Source organism: Gardnerella sp. DNF00109 (genome assembly GCF_049262845.1).
Lineage (GTDB): Bacteria > Actinomycetota > Actinomycetes > Actinomycetales > Bifidobacteriaceae > Bifidobacterium > Bifidobacterium vaginale.
This window is the reverse complement of record NZ_CP058406.1, coordinates 120610-142578: the sequence shown is the minus strand read 5'-3', so window position 1 is coordinate 142578 and position 21969 is coordinate 120610. Positions and strand designations below refer to the sequence as shown.

Annotated in this window: 15 protein-coding genes; 9 read left to right on the top strand and 6 right to left on the bottom strand. The window is 43.9% G+C overall.

Going from position 1 to position 21969, the window contains the following annotated elements; all coding sequences use genetic code 11:
• Positions 1-56: 56 nt before the first annotated feature.
• Positions 57-1754 carry an alpha-amylase family glycosyl hydrolase gene (locus HXT20_RS00560; RefSeq protein WP_422114357.1) on the bottom strand — a complete coding sequence of 566 codons (1698 nt, stop codon included), beginning with the start codon at positions 1752-1754 and terminating at the stop codon, positions 57-59.
• Positions 1755-2298: 544 nt separating this feature from the next.
• Between HXT20_RS00560 and HXT20_RS00555 the strand changes: the two genes are divergently transcribed.
• The 6 genes from HXT20_RS00555 (at position 2299) to malQ (ending at position 13712) form a co-directional block, all read left to right on the top strand.
• Entirely contained in the window at positions 2299-3528 is a 1230-nt protein-coding gene (locus HXT20_RS00555; RefSeq protein ID WP_174191162.1) for an extracellular solute-binding protein, read from the top strand.
• A gap of 160 nt (positions 3529-3688) precedes the next feature.
• Positions 3689-5092 carry a carbohydrate ABC transporter permease gene (locus HXT20_RS00550; protein ID WP_004118135.1) on the top strand — a complete coding sequence of 468 codons (1404 nt, stop codon included), beginning with the start codon at positions 3689-3691 and terminating at the stop codon, positions 5090-5092.
• Positions 5089-6009, top strand: coding sequence for a sugar ABC transporter permease (locus HXT20_RS00545; RefSeq protein ID WP_004113786.1), 921 nt, complete (start codon positions 5089-5091; stop codon positions 6007-6009). The genes HXT20_RS00550 and HXT20_RS00545 overlap by 4 nt, the downstream gene beginning before the upstream one ends.
• 105 nt (positions 6010-6114) lie before the next feature.
• Complete coding sequence (gene pulA, locus HXT20_RS00540; protein ID WP_422114356.1) at positions 6115-8106, top strand: type I pullulanase; 1992 nt, start codon at positions 6115-6117, stop codon at positions 8104-8106.
• Positions 8107-8551: 445 nt separating this feature from the next.
• A complete protein-coding gene (locus HXT20_RS00535) occupies positions 8552-11191 on the top strand; it encodes a hypothetical protein (RefSeq protein WP_422114355.1) in 2640 nt (879 codons plus the stop codon).
• Between the two features lie 271 nt (positions 11192-11462).
• Positions 11463-13712: a 4-alpha-glucanotransferase gene (gene malQ / locus HXT20_RS00530; RefSeq protein WP_422114354.1), complete on the top strand. Its 2250-nt coding sequence runs from the start codon at positions 11463-11465 to the stop codon at positions 13710-13712.
• Between the two features lie 347 nt (positions 13713-14059).
• On the opposite strand, the gene HXT20_RS00525 is transcribed toward malQ, so the two are convergent.
• The 3 genes from HXT20_RS00525 to HXT20_RS00515 form a co-directional block, all read right to left on the bottom strand.
• A complete protein-coding gene (locus HXT20_RS00525) occupies positions 14060-14674 on the bottom strand; it encodes a DUF624 domain-containing protein (protein ID WP_004113779.1) in 615 nt (204 codons plus the stop codon).
• Positions 14675-14821: 147 nt separating this feature from the next.
• Positions 14822-15655: a carbohydrate ABC transporter permease gene (locus HXT20_RS00520; RefSeq protein WP_415681543.1), complete on the bottom strand. Its 834-nt coding sequence runs from the start codon at positions 15653-15655 to the stop codon at positions 14822-14824.
• Positions 15652-16506, bottom strand: coding sequence for a carbohydrate ABC transporter permease (locus tag HXT20_RS00515; RefSeq protein WP_014554297.1), 855 nt, complete (start codon positions 16504-16506; stop codon positions 15652-15654). The genes HXT20_RS00520 and HXT20_RS00515 overlap by 4 nt, the downstream gene beginning before the upstream one ends.
• Positions 16507-16855: 349 nt before the next feature.
• Here HXT20_RS00515 and HXT20_RS00510 point away from each other — a divergent pair, with 349 nt between their 5' ends.
• Positions 16856-17875 carry a LacI family DNA-binding transcriptional regulator gene (locus HXT20_RS00510; protein ID WP_415706750.1) on the top strand — a complete coding sequence of 340 codons (1020 nt, stop codon included), beginning with the start codon at positions 16856-16858 and terminating at the stop codon, positions 17873-17875.
• Between the two features lie 251 nt (positions 17876-18126).
• Here HXT20_RS00510 and HXT20_RS00505 read toward each other — a convergent pair whose 3' ends face one another.
• Both HXT20_RS00505 and HXT20_RS00500 read right to left on the bottom strand, forming a co-directional pair.
• Entirely contained in the window at positions 18127-19470 is a 1344-nt protein-coding gene (locus tag HXT20_RS00505) for an ABC transporter substrate-binding protein (protein ID WP_013399402.1), read from the bottom strand.
• A gap of 154 nt (positions 19471-19624) precedes the next feature.
• Positions 19625-20383, bottom strand: a complete 759-nt coding sequence (locus HXT20_RS00500; protein ID WP_004113771.1) for a histidine phosphatase family protein — start codon at positions 20381-20383, stop codon at positions 19625-19627.
• Positions 20384-20566: 183 nt separating this feature from the next.
• Here HXT20_RS00500 and HXT20_RS00495 point away from each other — a divergent pair, with 183 nt between their 5' ends.
• Positions 20567-21064 carry a hypothetical protein gene (locus HXT20_RS00495; RefSeq protein ID WP_415706749.1) on the top strand — a complete coding sequence of 166 codons (498 nt, stop codon included), beginning with the start codon at positions 20567-20569 and terminating at the stop codon, positions 21062-21064.
• A 73-nt stretch (positions 21065-21137) separates the two neighbouring features.
• Complete coding sequence (locus HXT20_RS00490) at positions 21138-21953, top strand: nitroreductase family protein (RefSeq protein ID WP_422114353.1); 816 nt, start codon at positions 21138-21140, stop codon at positions 21951-21953.
• Positions 21954-21969: the final 16 nt, after the last annotated feature.

The following is a 21969-nucleotide window of genomic DNA, read 5'->3' as shown; positions in this document are numbered from 1 at the left end:
ATTCGCCCGCGCAATACCAAGCAAGGAAGGCGCGCAATACCAAATAATAAAACGGATTACAAAGCAAACGCTGCGAAGGACTGCGCGCCGAGTTTAAGCGCGGAAGAATCGCAAGCAACCGCTCCAACCGAAATCCGCGGCTGCAAAATCGCCTCTGTTGTAAGCCCTGCAAGCGCACTAAGCGAAATCGTCTCCTCGTTTAATCCAGGATTCATAACCACAACGCATCGATTTGTAGAGCATTCACCATTCGACTCAGCCGCACATCGCTCGTACGCAAAACTGCGACCATCCACAGGAGCGTGCAACACTCGCCAAGTGGCATCCGCGTGCAATGCCGCGCACTCGTGACGCAAAGCAATCAGCGCGCGCACCCAGTTAAGCAGCGAATCGCCATCCTGCTCCTGACCCAAAACCGTTGGAATCTCGCCACTTTGCACGGCCTGCTTACGCGAGTTTGCGCAAGTCCTTCCATCCGCGCGCGCCTCAACAGGCAAGTACAACTTCGACTTTGCAGCCGTGGAGAATCCAAAATTCTTAGAATCATCCCACTGCATTGGCGTACGCGTGCCCGTGCGCGCATAACCGCCCTCTTTTGTAGGAATATCGCGATATTTCATGCCGATTTCGTCGCCGTAATACACAAACGGCACACCTGGCATTGTAAGAATCATGCCAAACGCAATCCGCCTTTCGCGCTCGCTTAATCGCGGAGCCAGGCGTGGAGTATCATGATTGCACGTTATAAAGCTAAAATAACCCTCGTTGCAAGTGGCCTCATACTGTGGGCAATAATCGTCTAAAAATGGGCAAATGCTGCCGCCGCCGCGCGCATTAAAGTAGCTGTGGTCGTGCTCGGGATTGCTGTCTAGCGCATTATCCACATCGCGAGCCAAGCGCGCGTAACCGTTCGGATTCCCATCCCAGCACCAATTCAAATAGAAGTCCATGTCGAATCCAGCAGCCAGCGCCTGACGAGGCCTGCCCCACTCCGAAACGAAAGCAGCCTGCGGATACTCGGCCTTTACAGCACCCAGCATCTCTTGCCATGCGCGAATCGTGTTGTCTTTGCCAAGGCTTCCCTCGCCATTGTTGTCGTCGTTTTTTACAAGCGAATCCGCCATGTCTACGCGGAATCCGTCCGCACCGAGCGCAAGCCAGAATCGCATAACATCAACCATCGCGGCACGCGTTTGCGCAGCCTCATTAGAATCTGGCGCGGATTGCCACGCGCGATCCCTATGCGCAAAGCCGTAATTTAGCGCTGGCTGGCATTTAAAGAAGTTCAGAATATACGTGGCATCTCGCTCGCTTTCGCCGCCAATAAACGGCATGGAATAGCCGCTAAACGCGCTGTCGGTCCATATATATCGCTTGCTAAACTCGTTTTCTTGCGCGCGCGAGCTTTGCTTAAACCACTCGTGCTCTTCGCTTGTGTGCCCTGGAACAAGGTCTAGCAAAATGTGCATTCCGCGATTGTGTGCTTCGCTAAAAAGACGTTGCAAATCCTCATTCGTGCCGTAGCGCGCTGCCACTTTTTTGTAGTCGCGCACATCGTAACCCGCGTCTTTAAATGGCGAATCGTAGCAAGGATTTAGCCAGATCGCATTGCATCCAAGCGATTTTACGTAGTCGAGTTTTTCGATTATGCCTGGAATATCGCCGATTCCGTCGCCGTTTGAATCGTAGAAGCTTTGTGGATAGATTTCGTAGAACACGGCGTCGCGCAGCCATTGTGCATGTTCGTTTTGCATATTTCCCCCGTTTTGTTGGCGTATATTAACTTTTGCGTATATTAACTTTTGACTTGTCCGACTTTATTTTACTATTCACTTTCTTACTTTTCCGCTTTTTGTTGCTCGACGCGCCGTTTTGAGCTACAAAATGCGTCACATCGTTCGCGCGGTCTAAGCGCGCGAACGTCTTCGCTTGCGTTGAAAGCACACTGTGCTTTCAACTTTGAGCAAGCTCAGCGCTCCAAATTGTCTTCGCGCTACGCTACAAGCGCGAAGACAGGTTGGAGCGCAATCAAAATAAAATTCCGTTAAATTTACTGAGTTATGGAATAAAATACGATTTTCTAAAGCTAAAAAGTCACTTTACAAACAATTTTTCTAATCACTTGCGACATGATTTGCTAACACTTTTATATCCGTGTATACTACACATTGCTTATATACGGATTTCAATAAAAATGCGACACTGCTCAACGCAGCAAAATGCGATGTTGCGTCGCATGGAATCTGTTACTATGCCACCAAAGAACATGCCAAGCTGGCATGATATAGGAGGTCAAGGATGACGAATATGAAGAAAGTGCTGGGCGCAGGCCTCGCAATCGCTACAATGTTTGGATTTGCTGCATGCGGTTCTAGCACCAACGCTGGCTCCAGCAACAAGGCAAACCCAGTAAAGCTCACCGTGTGGTCTTCTTCCGAAGATCAGAAGGCTGGCGGCTGGATTCAGGCTATGGAGAAAGCCTTCAAGAAGGATCACCCAGAGGTTACTTTTAAGAACGCTGTTGTTGCTCCACCAGATGCTGCTAAGACCGTTAAGCAGGACGCTAAGGCTGCTGCCGACGTTTACCTGTTCCCTAACGATCAGCTCGGCGACTTGGTAAAGGCAAATGCAATTGGCGAGTTGAGCGACGACGCTGCCAAGCAGGTTAAGGAAGACAACGATGATACCATCATCCAGTCTGTAACCGCTCAGGATGGCAAGCTTTATGGCGTTCCATACATGGGCAACACTTGGTTCATGTACTACGATAAGTCCAAGTTCTCCGACGAAGACGTTAAGTCCCTCGATAAGATGCTCGAAAAGGGCAAGGTTGCTTTCGATATCAGCAACGCTTGGTACCTTCCAGGCTTCTACCTCGATGGCAACATGACCCTCTTCGGCGAGAAGAGCAACGATGGCAAGGCTGGCATCAAGATTGGTGATAAGGCTGCCGAAATCACCAAGTATGTTGCAAAGTTCATTCAGAACAAGAACTTCGTAATGGATGGCGATGGCGCTGGCTTAGCTGGCATTAAGAACCACACCGTTGACGCTTACTTCTCTGGCTCTTGGGATGCTGGCGATGTAAAGAAGGCTTTGGGCGACAACTACGCTGCTGCTCAGCTTCCAAAGTTCAAGTCTGAAGATGGCGAACATCAGATGAAGTCCTTCGCTGGCTCTAAGGCTATTGCTTACAACCCTAACTCCAAGGCTCCAGAGATGGCCGCTAAGTTCGCTGCATTCCTCGGTTCTAAGGAATCCCAGGAGCAGATGTACAAGCTTCACGGCGATATCCCAGTTGCTAAGTCTTTGGCTGATCTCGTTAAGGACAACCCAGCCGCTGTGGCTCAGATGAACACCATTGCTAAGACTTCTGTCTTGCAGCCAACCGTTCCAGAAATGGGTGCCTTCTGGGATCCAATGAAGACCTTCGGTACTGCATTGGCAAATAAGGAAGTCAATGATGGTAACGCTGCTGCAAAGATTGCAGACTTCCAGAAGGGCTTCGAGGAAGCTCTCAAGAAGTAAGTATTGACTTACGACTGTTCTCTAAATATTAAATTCTTTTAAAAGAAAATAATATTTAGAGAACACACGGCAAGGACGCCCCGCTCCCCTAAGGATTTTAAAATCGGGGCGGGGCGTCTTTTGCTTGTAAAAAGCCCCACAATTTTACGAAAGGCATGTCATGACTGGCACGACATCCACCAAGCGAGGGAAGCGTAAGAAGGCACCTGCTGCCGATGAATACATTGCCCCTTCGCAATACTCATTACAGGAGGCTGCAAAGCACGCAGACGTACTGTCTTGGGTTTCGATAATTATCTTCGGTTTTGGTAACTTCGTTCGCAAACAGTACGTGAAAGGTCTCGTATTCATTCTATGCGAGGCTGGAGTTCTTGCCTTCTTGGCCACAACTGGCGCTGAATATCTACCAAAATTCGGTACTCTTGGTACTAAGAAGCAGGGTAGAGTAAAGATTAACGGCTTCTGGCACTATGTGGCTGGAGATAATTCTGTTGAAATTTTGCTGTATGGCGTTATGAGCATTGCAGCAATTGTTGTTTTAATTTATTTAGCTACTTTGTCTTTGCGTAGCGCATACAAAGCTCAGGCTTTTGCAGCACGCGGAGAAAAGCCTATTACTTTTGTTAAAGATGTTGAGTCTTTGCTCGACCGCCATGCGCACGTTGGTTTTATGACTCTTCCAACCGCTGGAATTGTTTTGTTCACGGTTTTGCCATTGGTGTTCATGATTTCGATGGCATTCACAAACTATGATCGTGACCACACATTGCTGTTCCATTGGGTTGGTTTAAACAACTTCTTTAAGATTCTTGGAAATACAACTGGAACCATTAATGCTGGAATCTTCTTTGATGTTTTGATTTGGACCCTTGTTTGGGCTTTCTTCGCTACATTCTTGAACTTCTTCTTCGGCATGTTTATGGCAATGATTATTAACAGGCGCACCACTCGTCTTAAGAGCTTGTGGCGTATCTGCTTCTCTTTGACCATTGCTGTCCCACAGTTTGTGTCCTTGCTTGTTATGCACAGCATGTTGCAAAGAGATGGCGCTATTAACCGTCTTCTTATATCTTCTGGCTGGATCCATTCTCCACTACCGTTCTTCCAGGATGCTACTTGGGCAAGGGTTACGGTTATTCTCATCAACCTTTGGGTTGGTATTCCTTACACCATCATGCAGATCACTGGTATTTTGCAGAACGTTCCAGCTGAACTTTACGAAGCCGCAGAGCTTGACGGTGCAAGCTGGTGGCAGCGTTTCATGAACGTCACTATGCCATACATCTTCTTTGTTATGACTCCATACCTGATCACCACCTTCACTGGAAACGTTAATAACTTCAACGTTATTTACCTGTTGTCTGGCGGCGAGCCAACACCAATTGGTTCTTCTGCAGGTAAGACTGATTTGCTCATCACCTGGCTGTACAAGCTTACGGTTGATAAAGATAACTACAGCATGGGCGCGGTAATCGGCATTATGACATTCATTGTGCTTGCGATTGTTGCTTTGATAACATACCGCAACTCTGGCTCCTACAAGAATGAGGAGGGATTCCGGTGAGTAATAAGAAGGATCTTATGCAAGGCGAACAGACTGTGCATAGTGTACGTAGCGTCCCGTTCTGGCGCGATCAGCGTATACGCCGCATATTCGGAGACATTGTAGCTCATCTGTTCCTGATTGTTATGGCTGTGATTTGGCTTGCGCCAATCGTTTGGGTGTTCTTGGAAAGCTTTAACCAGAACACTGCACCATATCAGACAACGTTCTTCCCAACTAAGTACACGTTTAATAATTACATTCAGCTGTTTACTGAGCGAGAAGTTCTTGACTTCCCACGAATGTTCTTAAACACCTTGATTGTGTCTATTTTCGTGTGCATTATCTCTCTGTTCTTCGTGCTTGTAGTAGCGTTCTGCATGTCTCGTTTGCGTTTCCGCGGTCGTAAGACATTTATGAACATTGCTTTGATTCTTGGTATGTTCCCAGGCATCATGGCAGTTATTGCTATCTACTTCATTTTGAAGGCTTTTGGCTTGACGAATGGTTCTGTTGTTCTTATTTCCCTTATAATCGTTTACTCTGCTGGTAGCGGCATGGGCTTCTACGTTATGAAGGGCTATATGGACACGATTCCAAAGTCTTTGGATGAAGCCGCTTATTTGGATGGATGCACAACTTGGCAAGTATTCTGGAAAATTATTCTTCCAATCTGCAAGCCTATGATTGTGTTCCAGGCTATTGTTAGCTTCTTGGGTCCATGGCTTGACTTCGTTTTGGTTAAGACTATTGCCCGTACTCAAGATAATTACACTGTGGCTTTGGGCTTGTACCAGATGTTGCAGAGAGAATACATCAATCACTGGTTCGCACGATTCTCCGCTGGAGCTGTGTGCGTTTCCATTCCGATTGCAATCCTGTTTATTGTCATGCAGCGATTCTATGAAGAGTCGATGTCTGGCTCTGTTAAGGGATAGTAACCTCTACATCAATTGTGGGGTTTAATTGAAAATGGGGGTCGAGCGTTTTAAAGCGTTTCGACCTTCATTTTCTTCTGAATAATTAAAAGAAGGATATATTACATGACGTTCACGTCTTCAACACAATGGCCAGTGTACTCGGGTCAGCTTGGATGCTCGCTTAATGAAAAATCAACAACATTCACAGTTTGGGCGCCAACCGCATCATGCGTGACGCTAAGACTTTTTGAAACAGGAAACAACAGCGAACCTTTCAAAACACGTAATTTAAAGCCATTGCGCGACGGCGCATGGAGAACTTCAATATTGCAAAGGCTAGATGGCGTTTATTACGATTTTCTGGTGACTTTTGCTGATGGAAAAGTGAATCGTACAAGTGACCCTTGGGGTGTTGCTAGTGGCGTAAATGGCGAGCGCAGCATGGTTGTAAGTGAGGAACGCGTTAGCCCAGCTGACTGGCACAAAGATAAGTCGCCAGAGTTTGTACGCCATGCGACGGTTGTTTGGGAAACGCATGTTGAAGACTTTAGCAGCAATCCTAATGGCGGATTTAAGCCAGAACATAGTGGTCAGTATCTTGCTTTTACAGATTCGCATACGACTTTAGATTCAGATAACAACTTCCCTACTGGAATCGACTATCTTAAAAAACTTGGCGTAACTCACGTTCAACTAATGCCAATCTACGATTTTGCGACTGTGGATGAGGTTGCGATTTCGTCTGCTCGCAAAAACGGTGATAGCGTGGATTCGCTTTACAATTGGGGCTACGATCCACATGCGTACAATGTGCCGGAGGGTGCTTACTCTAGCAATCCATACGACGGTACGGCAAGAATACGCGAGTGCAAGGCGATGATTGGCGCTTTGCACAAGAATGGCATGCGCGTAGTTATGGATGTTGTTTATAACCACATGTTTGAGGCTGCGTCAAATGTGTTTGAAAGTGTCGCCCCAGGCTATTTCTGCAGACGTAAGTCTGATGGGTCTTTTGCAAACGGTTCTGGCTGCGGTAACGAAATGGCTTCCGATCACCCAATGTTTAGGCGTTTTATGATTGAGTCTATTTTGCATTGGGCGCGCTGCTACCATGTGGATGGTTTTAGATTTGACCTTATGGGATTAACGGATGCGGAAACGTTGAACATGATTCGCGCAGAATTAGATAAGCTTGATGGCGGCAAAGATATTCTTATGTATGGCGAGCCGTGGGGCGCGGATGCTGCAGCTGTACCTGATGATTGCCCTATGGGAGATAAAGATGGGCGAGGATTCCTTGATTCTAGAATCGGGTGGTTTAGCGATGAGTCTCGTGACACGCTTAAGGGCAATGTTATGGATCATCATGACCGCGGATATGTAAATGGCAATGAGTTTTGGACGGCGGATCCTGTGCGAAACGCGTTTAATGGCTGGCGTGGTATGCCTTGTGCTGGTAAAAGTGTTGGTCAAATTGTGCAGTATGTTTCTGCTCACGACGATTTGACTTTGTGGGATAAGCTGTGTATTTCTATGCGCGATAACGCGTCTAGCTGCGATTTTGACGCAAGCGATCCAAACAGCGTTGCAGACATTTTTAGCGCTAATATTCTCAGTGCTGGATTGATTTTGTGTTCTGCTGGTATGCCGTTTATGCTTGGAGGCGAGGAGTTTGGTCGCACTAAGCATGGTTGCGATAATTCTTATAATCGCGGCGTTCTTATGAACCAGCTTGATTGGTCTAGAGCTGAGCGATTCCAACCGCTTGTAGAATGGTATAGTGCGCTTATAAAACTTCGCGCTAAGAATGCTGAGTTTTATGATGCTAAGCGCACTCACCTTACTGCGTCTGATAATACTGTTCTTGCGGAGCAGATTGGAAGCGACTTGATTGTGTGTGTGAACCCTATGAATGATGCGTCTGCAACGATTGATTTGCCTGCTAAATCTGCAAGCCTGTGGCGCTGCGTGTTGGATTCCACTGAGTATTTTGCTAAGTGGACGGGGCACGACTCTGGCAGCTGCGTTTCTATGCTGTGCGATGATAATGGCTCTCAGCGTGCGGTTCATGTGCCGCCGCGTACATTCGTTGTGTTGAGTCGCAAGCGCGCTTGATTGCTTGAGTTCTTGAGCGCGCTCGGCTCGCAATTTATCCCGATTTTGTTCTCTTATTCCTGTGATTTGGGAACAAAGTCGGGATTATTTTTTGGCTTATGATTGAATATTAATATTTTGGGGAATAACCCAATATTTTCGAATACTGAGTCGGATACTAATATTTCAAGGCGAATCCTTGTAATTTCCTTAATTGTTCCTTATAACTTGCCAAAGTGAGCGAATTATTCCTGTGATTCTGTTAGAATAACTTTTATACTTTATACCCCTATTGTGTATATGCAAAGTGGAGAAATATGCAGAGTAGAGAAGAGTAGAAAGTCTAGAAACAAGACAGAGACGCAATACAGACACGGATTGTATGCCAGCGCTTTGATCTTACAACTTGATAATTAAACAAATACCCCCACACCCAAACCTAAATGATTTGAAGAATGAGGTAAATATGAACGCTAAGATTGCAGCCGCTATCTCTTTGGGCGCAAGCTCTTTGGCTCTTATTGGAAGCATAAGCATTGCAAACGCTGCCAACGCAGCAGACGCGACTACAACAGATACGTCCAATCATCCAGCAGCACAGGTTAAGACCATATCCGACACTGGTTTTGATGCTGTTAGCAATGTTGTTTCTTATGGTCCAGAAGATTTTAAACCACAAACCGTTAACTCGCCTGTTACTGGCGACGCTGCTGCCGGCAAGCAAGAGAAAGAAAATCCTGGAACGGTTCAAGGTTCAGGCACACCTAAGAATAACACTCCAGCAAATGCAGAAATACTCCAAAAAGTCGAAGAATCAAAGAAGTTACAAATAGAAGCTAAGAATAAGCATGATGAAGCAAATAAAGCTGTAGAAGAAGCAAAACAAGAAGCTGAAGATACTGCAAGAAAAATTAATGAAGCTGTAGAAAAGAAAAATAATGCAGAAAATAGCATTGCTGAGACCAATAAGAAAATAGAAACAGAGACTCAGAATATAGCAAATGCCAAGCAGCGCATTGAAGAGAAGAATAAAGCCGTAGAAGAGGCAGAAAAAGCCAAGAAAGTGACTGACGAGGCTAGACAAAATGCTGATCAAGTGAACAAAATTAGGTCTGAAGAAAAAGCTGCAAAAGATGAACTTGCTGAGGACGCAAAAGATGACAACGAAGAAACTACAGAAGATTTAGCAAATGAAGAAAAGGCTAAATCTAAGCTTGAAGCAGAGTTAGCTGAAGCCAAGCAAAAGTCTGAATCTGCTAAGGCAGAAGCTGAAAAGATTGAAAAAGAAGCACAGCAAAAGGAAGCAGCTGCTGAAGGCGTCGATAATAAGATTGAGAACATTACTAAGCAAATTAAAACTGCAGAAGAAAATCTAAAAACTCTTGATGCTGACAATGATCAAAACAAAATTAATCAGTTAAAAGAAAAAGTTGCTTCGACTAAAAAACAAGCTGAAGAAGCAGAAAAAACTGCTGCCCAAAAACAAAAAGAATATGAAGGAAAAGACGCTGAATATAAACGCGCATCTAAAGAATATACATCTTTAGAAAAAGATACTTCAAAATATAGTACTCCTGGATATGTTGATAAACTGCACAAAGCTAAAACAGAATATGAATCTGCCAGAGACGAAGTTGAAAATCTTAAGCCAATAGTTGAAGAAGCTAATCGAAGAAGTGAAAAACTAAGAAAAGAGGCTGAAACCGCTCAAAAAGAACTTGCCGAAGCAGATAAAAGTAGTCAAATAAGAGATCTATTAGATACAATTTCTGAATTGACTTCTGAGATAAATTCTTTAACAAGAATTTCTGATAATGCAAAAGATGCTCGAAAAGCTGCCAATGAGAAGAAGTCTGAATCTAATTCTTTAGCTAAAAAAGTTTCAGATAAAGAATCCGAACTAGCTGAGCTTGAGAATACTATAAAAGAGCTAAAAGAATCTAAACAAGATGCTGAAAAAGATCTAAACGTCGCTAGCAGAGATGCAGAAAAAGCTAAAGAGGCGGCAGAAAATGCTGCTCAAAACTTACTGGCAATAACAGAAGAAGCACAAAAAGCAGAGAAAAAAGTTCAAGATGAAAAAGCTAATTTTGAAAACGCTAAAATGGATAAGGATACCGCCGAAAAGAATCTTAATCAACTGAAAGAAGACTTGAAGCGAATCGATAAAGAAATATCCGAAGCTAAAACTAATGTCGAGGCGACTAAACAACTTGCTGAAACAGCAAAGCAAAAACTAAATGAAGCGAAAACTAATGTTGAAGCAACTAAAGCAAAGATCTTAGAGCTAAAAGCTTCAATTGAAGAGACCAAGCGTACACTTATTTCAAAGTATGCTGCAAGCTCCCAAACCATCGAATTCGCTTTTGATTTAATGATAAAAGAGGTTGCTAATCGATCTAAAGAACTTGATAAATCAACACAAACGTTGAACAATGTGGAAAAGAGTCTCACTGCAGCAAAGCAGCAGGCTGAGGAATCTTTGAATCCACAGGTTCAGAAGCCAGCTCCTTCTACACCAGCTCCTGCTCCAGCTCCAAGCACTCCACAGAATGCGCCACAGAACAACGCTGCACCAAGCACTCCACAGGCTTCGGCTCCTTCTGCTCCACAGTCTGCACCACAGGCTGCCCCTAAGCACAGTGCTGTTCCAGCGAACCAAACGGAGCCTGCGCATACAGCAAAAGCTGCAGAAGAGCTCGTAGAAAATGCTACCGATAAGTCGCAAGCAACCGCAGAGACTCCTGCACGCACGCCTCGTGCTGCAGCATCTGCTGCAGCTCCTGCATCTGCTGCTCCTGCTGCTCCTACAGCAAACTCCGCAAGCACAACAAAGAGCGAAGAGTCCAAGAACACATCTAAAGATTCCGCAAAAGATGAAAATCAGAAGGAATCCGAAGACTCCAAGAACGAAGACTCCAAGAACGAAGACTCAAAGAGCGAAGACAATAGCAGCGATAAGAGCGCTCAGGCATCTGGCGCAAACAACGGTGAGCACGCCGCTGGCAACAACACAACGCTAATCGCAGCTGTTGCTGGCAGCATAACTGCTGGAATCGCAGCAATCGGAGCAGGATGGCACTTTATGCGCATCCGTCGCAAGTAGTCGCAAGTAGTGAACATGCGCAAATAATCGCAAATAACAAATAACAAAACCGCAGTTGGCATTTAGCTTTCTGCGGTTTTTGTTAATGCGGTTTTTGTTAAATCCCACTAAAATCGCCAATATTGCAAACGATATCAATACTTAATATAATGGTTAGCTAGAGCGTGCCTCAATCCAGTGATGTGTTGAGAAATCGCACTCTTCGACATCGTTTGCAAACAAACATCGATGCGACGAGATTACATGTGCCACTGATTAACAAAGGAGCATCATGAGCACAACAGACAACGCCAAAACAAAGGCTGCCACGCCTGTGCCCGTAGAAGAAAGCGCAGAACGACTCAATCGTCCACTAATTCAGCTAGCAAAAGCCTGCGGAGTTGCAACTTTCTACATCGACCAACTAGGCGACTATACGGAAATTACCGATGAAGCTCTTGTTGGCGTGCTAGATGCACTAGGTTGGCAAGCAGATACAGAGGAAAATATTGCAAACTCACTAAAACTAGTGCAAGAAAAGCGAGATAACGAACTTCTGCCACCAACCGTTGTATGCTTTAATGGCACAAAAACAATAGTGCCTGTGCACACTGGCGGCAGTGCAATCGACCCAAGCAAGATTCATGTAACGCTGACTTTAGAAGACGGAACAGAATACGAGGATACGCCTGATAAGCCTCTTAATAACTTTAAGACAAGCAAAGATGGCGATTTGTTGCTGGAGCTTCCAGAAGATTTGCCAATGGGCTACCACACTCTGAAAGCAACTGTAGATGACGAATGTGCCTTGCATGCTCAGGTTACACTGATTTCTGCTCCAGCAAGAATCCCTCTTCCACAAAGCGTTCAGGAACGCCATCGCTGGGGCTACATGACTCAGCTCTACTCCGTGCGATCAAAGGAATCTTGGGGAGTTGGCGATTATGGCGACTTGCGTAGGCTGCTTAAAGACGCGGGTAGCATTGGCAAAGCCGACTTCATGCTTATAAACCCAATTCACGCTTGCGCACCAGTAGCGCCTCTAGAGCCTTCGCCTTATTTGCCTGAGTCGCGCAGATTCTTAAACGTAACTTATATTCGCCCACAGGATATTCCAGAATACGCGCAATTAAGCGATAGCCAGAGAGAACAAGTGGAAGCTCTGCACGAGTCGGTTGAAGCGCAAAACAACGATCCAAATCCTATGGATATTAACGCTGCTTGGAGTGCAAAACTACCAGCATTAAAGATGATTTTTGAGCAGCCTAGAAGCGCAGAACGCGAGCAGGATTTCGCAGACTTTAAGGCGCGTTCTGGAGAAGACTTAGACGCTTTTGCGACTTGGTGCGTAGCCTTTGAAGTTTGGGGCGCTCCTTGGGGAGATAACCTTTGGTTTGATACCACTGGCAAGGGCACTCCTCAGATTGACGCGCTTAAGCGCGAGCACGCCGACTTGTTGGAGTTCCACCGCTGGCTGCAGTGGATTGCAGACGAGCAGGTTGCAGCTGCCCATGCCGAAGCTAAAGCCGCTGGAATGGCGATTGGTCTTATGCAAGACATGGCTGTTGGTGTTCACGGTTATGGTGCAGATGTGTGGTGGAGCCCAGAACGATTTGCTAACGGCGTTAGCGTTGGTGCACCTCCAGACTTCTACAACCAGCAAGGTCAAGATTGGGGTCAGCCTCCATTTGACCCTAATTATCTAGACGAAACTGGATACATTGCATACCGAGACATGGTTCACAACGTGTTCTTGCATGCTGGCGCGGTTCGCATTGACCACGTGCTCGGTCTTTTCCGCTTATGGTGGATTCCGCAAGGTCAAGGAGCTAAAAACGGTGCTTACGTGTACTACAACGTGGATGCTATGCTTGCTGTTCTTAGTATTGAGGCAACTCGCGCAGGCGGATTGGTGATTGGCGAAGATTTGGGCACTGTTCCAGCATATGTTTCTAAGGTTCTTGCCTCGCACGGAATTCTTGGAACTGTTGTTGAATGGTTCACTCACAACGACGATGCAGAAAAAGCCGCTAAGAAGGCTGGTAAAAAGCAGATTATATTTGCAAACCCTTCTACATACCGCGAATACGCTTTGGCATCTGTTACAACTCACGACATGCCGCCTACAGCTGGATACCTTGCTTTTGAGCATGTTAAGCTTCGCGAGGAGCTTCATTTGCTTACCGATTCTGTAGAAAGCTTCCAGAAGGCTGCTAGCGCCGAGCGAGACGCCATGATGAAGATGCTTTTGGAAGGCGGATGGATTAGCAAGGATGCTGCCGAACATGTAGAAGACCATGTGCAAGAGATTGTGGAGGCTATGCATGCGATTATGCGCACTTCCCCATCTTTGCTTTTGCAAGTGGCGCTCGTTGACGCAGTTGGAGAAAAGCGTTCGCAGAATCAGCCTGGAACCAGTACAGAATATCCAAATTGGCGCATTCCTTTGGCTGACAAAGATGGCAATGTTGTTCATACCGACGAAGTGTTTAAGTCACCTAGAGTGCTTTCTATGGCAGCTGTTATGAACGGCAAAAAATAATTAGAATTTAAGCCAAAATAACAATAAAAACAATAATAAAAACAACAAAAAAGAAAGGGTGAAAACCTTTATAAATAAAGCTATTTAGAGTATAATGAAAGGGCATGGTTATCTGTTAAGAGTAACTTGTTTCCCTCCCCGACATGGTGTTAGGATTTGCGCATAGTTGCACATTTAAAGCACCTTGTAATGATGTCCCAAATGAGGCGAGCATCCGTGATGGTGTTCGCCTCATTAATTATTTTGCAGAATACACGGATACCTAGTTACCCCTGATTACCCAGTTATCCGAATACCCGATTACTTGGTTACATCTAATTCTCGGGTTACTAATGTCAATTCACAAATCACTTACCACTTGTTTTAACGTATTTTGCAAACACGCGTTCAAGCAGCGGAGTGTGGAGCATAATCAAAGACCCCCATCCTAACAAAATCAACAATGGCAATCCCTGCAAAAAATACTTTAAAGATAAATAGACAAGCGCAAAAAATACAAAGTCAAGCAAAACCATCATAAAAGTAGTTGCAATGTAAGATACGCTAAAAATCAACGAATTAATCAAGGTTCTACCAACAGAATTTTCAAATCTTGCTTGAAGAGCAAACACCCATTGAGCAACCAAAACCCATAAAATACTGATCGCAAACTTTATTATTAAAAGTGGCGTAAGTTGCAGAAAAATCCAAGACCCTACAATTGCCACAAGAATCGGAAGCAAAATTATCCAAATAATAGTAGATTTAACAAAATTATTTTTAAAAGACTTAAAATAGATTGAAGTTGTGTGCGCTTCTCCGCGTTCAATCCTTCTAGCAGTTTCATGAGCAGCTGTAATAGAGGCGCCAATCGTTATAATCGGAATACTCGTAATAATCATTAAAATGGTAAGCCATACTGCATCTGCAAATGATTCCATTCCTTGAGCAAACTTTGAATCGGGGCTGCCAAAAGAAATCATTACAACCACTCCCGCATAGTTAAACGCAATCTAAAACAAATCTAAAATAACAATACACTAAAAAATACACTTAAACACAAATGATGGTGGAAGCAAAGTTTTGCAACCACCATCATCATGCAACCGAGGTCCGAAGGAGAAAGGACCTCAGCCTTTTACCGCACCAGCCATAACGCCTTTGATAATATACTTCTGGCAGATGAGGTAGAAGATAATAATTGGAAGAATGGCAAGAACCAAGCAGCCCATCATGGCACCCATTTCAACGGAACCATAACCACCCTTCAAATATTGAACTGCAATCGAAACAGTCTTATACTTGTTCAAATCCAAAGTGAGGTAAGGAAGAAGGAAGTCATTCCAAATCCACATTGTTTGCAAGATAGAAACTGATATAATTGCAGGTCTCATAATTGGAACAATAATCTGGAAGAATATGCGAGGCACTGAAGCACCATCAATCATTGCGGACTCTTCCAATTCCTGAGGAATACCCTTCACAACGCCCGTGAAAATAAACACAGCCAAACCTGCGCCGAAACCAAGGTAGATAATCCACAATCCCCAAGGGGTGTTCAATCCAAGCTTTGTAGTGATGTTGGAAAGAGTGAACATAACCATCTGGAATGGCACAATCATGTTGAACAAGAACAACACGTAAAGCGACTTTGCAGCCCAATTGTTTACTCGCACAATCCACCAAGCACACATAGAAGTGCAAAGCAGAATCAAAATTACGGAGCCAACTGTTACAACAATTGTCCACCAGAAGCTCATAAGCAAGTTGGTGCGATTAATGCCAAGAACGTAGTTGTCAAAACCAATAAACGACTTTGGAGTAAGTGAAAATGGTTCGCTAGCAATATACACCTTTGACTTAAAGGAGTTCATAAACACTAACGCAATTGGGAAAATCCACAACAAACTCACTACAGCAAAAAGCGTGGTCCAAAGCACAGGATGCTTAGTCTTCTCGTTCATGCTGCCACCTCCTTAGACGTTGTCAACCTGTTCTGAATCAAAGCAATTACAGCCACAATGATGAAGAATATGACTGCCTTTGCCTGACCGACGCCTTCACCATTGATTCTTCCGTAGAACGTGTTGAAAATGTTCAATGCCAACATCTCCGACTTTCTGGAAGGAGCACCATTAGTCAACGCCAAGTTCTGATCGAACAGCTTGAATCCGTTTGTAACAGTCAAGAATGTGCACACTGTAATAGACGGCATCATAAGAGGAATCGTAATCTTAAACAGCGTTTGCGTTGGGCTTGCGCCATCAACAGCTGCCGCCTCAATAACATCTCCTGGAAGCGCCTGCAAACCAGCAATGTAAATAATCATCATATAACCGATTTGCTGCCAGCATATCAAAAGAACCATGCCCCAGAATCCGTACGTCGCAGAATACGTAATAGCACGACCAAAGTAGCCTAAAATACCATTAAGCACTACTTGCCAAACATAGCCCAAAACAATGCCACCAATAAGATTTGGCATAAAGAACACTGTACGGAATAAGTTTGAACCTTTGAACTTCTTTGTAAGCATATACGCAATTGCAAAAGCAATAACGTTAATAACAACTGTTGTTACAACAGTAAAAGCAGTTGTGAAAATCAACGAATGAATAAAATGAGGATCACGCAAAGCCTTGCGATAATTGCGAATACCCACAAACTTTCCATCCGTAACAGTATGGAACTTAGTAAAGCTAAGATACACACCCATTACGAATGGCACTAAAAAGCCGATTACAAAAGCAGCAAACGTTGGCAAAGCGAATAACGCCCACCATTTGCGTATTGCTTTTCCACTCATATTAATCATGACTCGTCACTTTCTCCTCCTTGAGTACAACGCTTGTACGAGCGTCGACGCCCGAACCAATACTTTTATATTACTACATGCAACAGCAATGTCAAACGTTGTCATTTTTTGCATGTCGTTACGCGATGAAATCAAAATTAAATGTGAAGAAAATCCCTATTTTTGGCGATTTTGCAGCAAAATCTGCTATTATTATTTTTATTGCAAACGTTTGTGTATAAGAGGCGCAATGAACATTGATGTATGCGCTGCTCATATACTATCGTTGAAGATGATTGAATGATATTAATGAAGACATTAATAAAAATATTGATGAAGATATTGATGTTGTGCGAATAAAGGAGTTCACATGCCGGCTAATATTCAAGATGTTGCCAACGAAGCTCACGTATCAGTATCTACTGTTTCACGCTCATTTACACGACCAAACTTAGTTTCCGCAATAACTCGCGACAAAGTGTTGGCTATTGCAGAAAAACTAAACTTCTCAATATCTCGTTCTGCAGCCGCTTTAAAATCTGGCAGAACTCTAAGAGTCGCACTACTAATGAGCGACAGCATTCGCCTGTGGTTTAGCGCATCCATAATGCAAGGATTGAATCAGGTTCTTCACCCAGCAGGCTACGATCTATCAATTTTCCAAATATCAAGCAGCCAAGAGCGCGCAGAATTCTTTGATATGCTACCAACTCGAAGAAATGCGGATGCTGTAATAGTTTGCTCATTTGACGTAAATAAGTCGGAAGTTGCTTCATTAAAGGCAACTGGCGTACCAGTTTTAGGCATAAACTGCTTATATCCTATGGATTGCGATTTTGACGCAACAATTAATATTGATGACGATCAGGGCGCGAGGCTTATGGCTCGCCACCTTATTGGATTAGGTCATAAAAACATAGCTTATATTCGCACAAATCGCGATGTTTCCCTTCATTTCAGCGTTTTACAACGTTATCATTCGTTTATTGACGAATGCAAGATTAACAATATTACTCCTACAGAAATCGTAGCTCCAGAAGGTTTAGACCGCATAAGTTCAATAGTTTCATCGCTTTTAAGCAACAGTAGTATGCCTACCGCAATCGCATGCCAAGAAGACGGAATAGCAATACCTTTAATGTTCCAGCTTTCTAGAAGCGGATACAGCACACCAGGTAATCTTTCAATTATCGGTTTTGACGACAGCTTCTACGCTAGAGAAACAGGACTTACAACTATCAGACAAGACCCTGTAAGCATGGCAGTGGATGCTGCAAAAATGACTTTATCTTTAATTAATGGAGATTATTTAGATGAAAGTCGCCGATACATTACGATTCCAGCACAGTTAATTGTGCGCTCTAGTACATCTCAACTTGACGTAGCTTAGTTCAAGTACCATCTTAAATACAATCTTAAAATACTATTTAAATATCAGAATAGATTCAAACAAAATTCAGCCTAAATTCAAACAAAAGAGCTTCAAACCGATAAGGCTTGAAGCTCTTTTAGTAGGCTATTAATGCACTGTGCTAATGCAATTACATCAACAGCCCAATCTTAAATTATCGTTTTAAATTATGTCCTTAAATTATGACTTTAATTTGTAATCAAGTTTAAGCCAAATAATCAATATTCAGATTAATCCTGATCTTCGTGAGTCTGAGCAACTTCCTTAGCCCAATTGTCAACGAAGGCGCTCTTAACCTTATCCCACTTGCCAGTGCCCTGAGCATACTCAAGCAAAGCGGAGCCAAGATCGTTCTTCCAGTTGTCAGATGGCATCATAGTGAAGTTCCAGCTTACAGGAGTCTTACCAGACTGAGCATCTTCAACAGCAGCAGCAGTCAAAGGATTCTCAGACTTCATATCAGCAAAGCTCTTGAATGGAGTGGTGAAGCCCATCTTCTTAGACATAGCTTCCTTGCCATAATCAGAGGTAAGAACCCACTTCAAGAAGTCCTTAGTTGCCTTCTTGTTTGCATCCGAAGTCTTATCGTTAATGCACCAGTAGTTCTCGGAGCCAGTAGCCAAGCCCTGCTTTTCTTCGCCCTTAGCACCAATGTAGATTGGGAGCATGCCAAGGTCTTCAGCCTTCATGCCAGCCTTCTGCAGGTCGGTCCAAGCCCAAGTACCATTCTGATAGAACACAGCCTTGCCAAGCGAGAACTCAGAGTTTGCATCCTCACCAGTCTTAGAGCTGAGCTGAGTTGCAGGAGTGGTGGAATCAGTAATGTAAAGATCAAAGATCTTCTTGTATCCGTCAAGGAACGTGCCCTTGATCTTTGCTGGCTGCTTAGTTACCTTGTCTGCCTTGAACTCATAGTACAGAGGAATGTTTGCAAGGTGAGTCTTAAAGCGCCAATCAGAGCTGGAATCGAAACCAGCAGAAGTGAAAGCACCATCAACACCAAGTTCACTCTTACGAGCCTGAATGTCGTCAGCAACAGCCTTAAGCTTATCGAAGGAATTAATCTCTTCAGCAGACTTTACCTTTGCATCCTTAAGCTCAGTGTACTTCTTTAACAAAGACTTGTTGTAAATCAAGCCGTAAGTTTCCATTGCGTATGGAACACCAACAACCTTATCTCCGTCCTTAAGAGCAATATCCTTGTTCTGAAGCTGCTTGTAAAGCTCCGTATCCTTAAGATCTGCAGTGTAATCCTTCCAAGATGCATATCCAACAGGACCATTCACCTGGAAGAGTGTAGGGGCTTCATCACCCTTGCTGATTTCACTCTTAAGAGACTGCTCATATGTGCCAGAAGCAGCGTTCTGGACCTTTACAGGAATACCAGTCTTCTTGGTATATTCCTTAGCAACTTCCTTCCACTGATCAGCAGATTCTGGCTTGAAGTTAAGGAAGTAAACCTTACCCTTATCGGAAGAATCCGAAGAGCTGGAACCACATGCAGCGAGCGCACCGAATGCCATCGCGGAGCAAGCTACAAGTGCAATTGTTGACTTAATTGTACGATTCATCATCGAACCTTTCTCCTATGCCGTCGACCCTACTATGAGCCGCCGCACCCCTAGGTGCCCTTTTCGACAATTTTTATTATGCCTCAAATGCAAAGATATTGCAAACGATAGCAGTGTTGATATGATGGCGTGTCGCACAATCTGCAACAATCACAAATCAACAATTCCAGCGAACGATTACACGATCTCCCTTATAAGTTCCAAGAGCGCTGTAGTGGGCGGTGTCTAGTCGCAGCAACCGCGCTTGAGACGCATCAACGCCTAACCATCTCATAGCTAAAATTCTAAGAACATGCGCGTGCGCAACAATAATCACATCCTTGCCGCTTTTAAGCTTTGGCAAAACAGAGTCGATTATTTTTTGCGTTCTATCAGAAACATCCTGCAGACTTTCCCCATTGCAGCGTACTACTTTCACCGTTTCACCACTCGGAAGAGACTCTTCACAAGAATCCGACATAAACTCTGGAAGAGCCTTAGGACCATCTCGCCAAACATCCCATGATTCTACTCCGCTTAACGCGGAGACATCTTTTCTAGTTCGCCCTTCTGCACACCCATAATCCCATTCAGCTGCGTATTCTAGCGGCGTGCAATGTGTAAAACCTGCTAGTTGAGCTGTTTGCCGAGCGCGAACAAGAGGGCTTACAAACTGGCAGTCTGCATCAAAACCCTTAGGAAATGCTTGTCGAATGCGCTCACCAGCATAAACTGCTTGCGAACAACCAATTTGAGTAAGCGGTATATCCGTTCTACCTGTATGCTGACCTGATTCGCTCCAAACAGTTTGTCCGTGACGCAAAAGAACAAGTCTTCCCTCTGGAGCTCCGCCACAAGTTGCTGGAACATCTTGAATCTCATACGAATCTCCGCTAAATGAACCACCATTAACGTCAACGTCAATACTGTTCAGCATAAATCCACTCCGCCTTAAGCACCGCCAACAAGTCGAAAATCTGCGCTTGGTGCCTTAGCGCAAATCTAAACCCATTACATACAAACTGGCTCCACTGCCATGTTCGCTCGCTTTTATAACACTTTTATAACACTTTTACATGTCAATTACTAATTGGTATTTCGCTACCATTAACATAAAAATATGACGTTAACCCAAAATGATTCACGATATGATTCACGATATGATTCGCAGCACGATTCACGACAAGACTCTTCTGGTCAATTTTATACCGAATCTTCCAACGCGCATGCAGATTATAGTGCGACTCATAATGCGTCTCGCAGCGCAACCCGCAGCGCTTCAAATCTTACAATTAAGCGTTTAAACAAGGTTAACGATAAAGCTATTGCATTAAGACAAAAAAGACTTAAAAATCCTGACACTTTGTTAGATATGATTGCAAAATCTGCAATCCCTGCAATCGTTACAATGGTCGTAGGTAAAGTCGCAGAAATCGTATGGAAGCATTACGTAAAAAACAATAAAATGCACAAAATCGCGCAAAATAAACAAGAAGATTCTTTGCTCATGAACATCGGGCTTGCGATTTTTAGCGCAATCTTAACAACAGTTGCAGGTAGATACACAAATCGCGCGGTACTATCTGCAATTAAGAAAAGGCAAAGTCGCAGAAAATAACAAGAAAAACAAGTATTTTAAGTAGCCCAAATAGCATAAATATTTTTAAATAGCATAATTTTAAGGAAATAAAATGACAGAGTTGCAACAAAATAACGATCAAAACAACAATAAACAGATTGAAGAAAATAAAACAATTCAGACACTTCTAAATCGCAGATCTATACGCGCTTTTAAAAACGAGCCGATTAGCGAAAATATTGTAAAAACGTTGGAAGCAGCAGCACAGCGCGCAGCTTGTAGTCAGTTTTTAAACGACTGGTCCGCGATTAAAATCACAAGCGTAAGCCTTAAGAAAAAGCTTTCCGAACTTGGAAATCAAACTTATATAGCCACAGCGCCACTTTTGTATGTTTTTATTATTGATCAGCACAGAAATGCTGCTATAGCGCGCAAAAATGGCATTGATGCAGACGGAAACGATTTTACGCTTAAAACAGGATACAGGTTCTCACAGTCGCAGAACGATGCAATTCTTGCACTGCACGCTATGGAAACAGCTGCAGAATCACTTGGGCTCGGATACGTAATCCTTGGTTCAATTTTGAACAACATTCCCGATTTAATTGAACTTTTGAAGTTGCCAAAATACACGTATCCAGTACTTGGGCTTGCGATTGGCGAGCCAGACCAAAGCCCAGAGCTAAAGCCGCGCATGGACTCGAGCATGCAATTCTTTGAAAATGAATACCCTATCAGCGATGATGTTTTGCTTGAAAAACTTGCAGAATTCGATGAAAGAGTGCATAAATACTACGATTTGCGAAATGCTAGCAAACCAGTAGACGCGTTCAGCGCACAAATCGCAAAGCTTGCTGTAGATTCTGGCGCCAAAAACCATAGTTGCGAATCGCAGCTTAATGCGCAAGGATTTACTTTTAAGTATTGATTTATTGATTTGCTGA

Excerpts from the sequence above, each read along its gene's own strand:
- HXT20_RS00560 (WP_422114357.1), bottom strand. The coding sequence starts at position 1,754 with ATGCAAAACGAACATGCACAATGGCTGCGCGACGCCGTGTTCTACGAA.
- HXT20_RS00555 (WP_174191162.1), top strand. The coding sequence starts at position 2,299 with ATGACGAATATGAAGAAAGTGCTGGGCGCAGGCCTCGCAATCGCTACA.
- HXT20_RS00550 (WP_004118135.1), top strand. The coding sequence starts at position 3,689 with ATGACTGGCACGACATCCACCAAGCGAGGGAAGCGTAAGAAGGCACCT.
- pulA (WP_422114356.1), top strand. The coding sequence starts at position 6,115 with ATGACGTTCACGTCTTCAACACAATGGCCAGTGTACTCGGGTCAGCTT.
- HXT20_RS00535 (WP_422114355.1), top strand. The coding sequence starts at position 8,552 with ATGAACGCTAAGATTGCAGCCGCTATCTCTTTGGGCGCAAGCTCTTTG.
- malQ (WP_422114354.1), top strand. The coding sequence starts at position 11,463 with ATGAGCACAACAGACAACGCCAAAACAAAGGCTGCCACGCCTGTGCCC.
- HXT20_RS00525 (WP_004113779.1), bottom strand. The coding sequence starts at position 14,674 with ATGATTTCTTTTGGCAGCCCCGATTCAAAGTTTGCTCAAGGAATGGAA.
- HXT20_RS00520 (WP_415681543.1), bottom strand. The coding sequence starts at position 15,655 with ATGAACGAGAAGACTAAGCATCCTGTGCTTTGGACCACGCTTTTTGCT.
- HXT20_RS00515 (WP_014554297.1), bottom strand. The coding sequence starts at position 16,506 with ATGATTAATATGAGTGGAAAAGCAATACGCAAATGGTGGGCGTTATTC.
- HXT20_RS00510 (WP_415706750.1), top strand. The coding sequence starts at position 16,856 with ATGCCGGCTAATATTCAAGATGTTGCCAACGAAGCTCACGTATCAGTA.
- HXT20_RS00505 (WP_013399402.1), bottom strand. The coding sequence starts at position 19,470 with ATGATGAATCGTACAATTAAGTCAACAATTGCACTTGTAGCTTGCTCC.
- HXT20_RS00500 (WP_004113771.1), bottom strand. The coding sequence starts at position 20,383 with ATGCTGAACAGTATTGACGTTGACGTTAATGGTGGTTCATTTAGCGGA.
- HXT20_RS00495 (WP_415706749.1), top strand. The coding sequence starts at position 20,567 with ATGACGTTAACCCAAAATGATTCACGATATGATTCACGATATGATTCG.
- HXT20_RS00490 (WP_422114353.1), top strand. The coding sequence starts at position 21,138 with ATGACAGAGTTGCAACAAAATAACGATCAAAACAACAATAAACAGATT.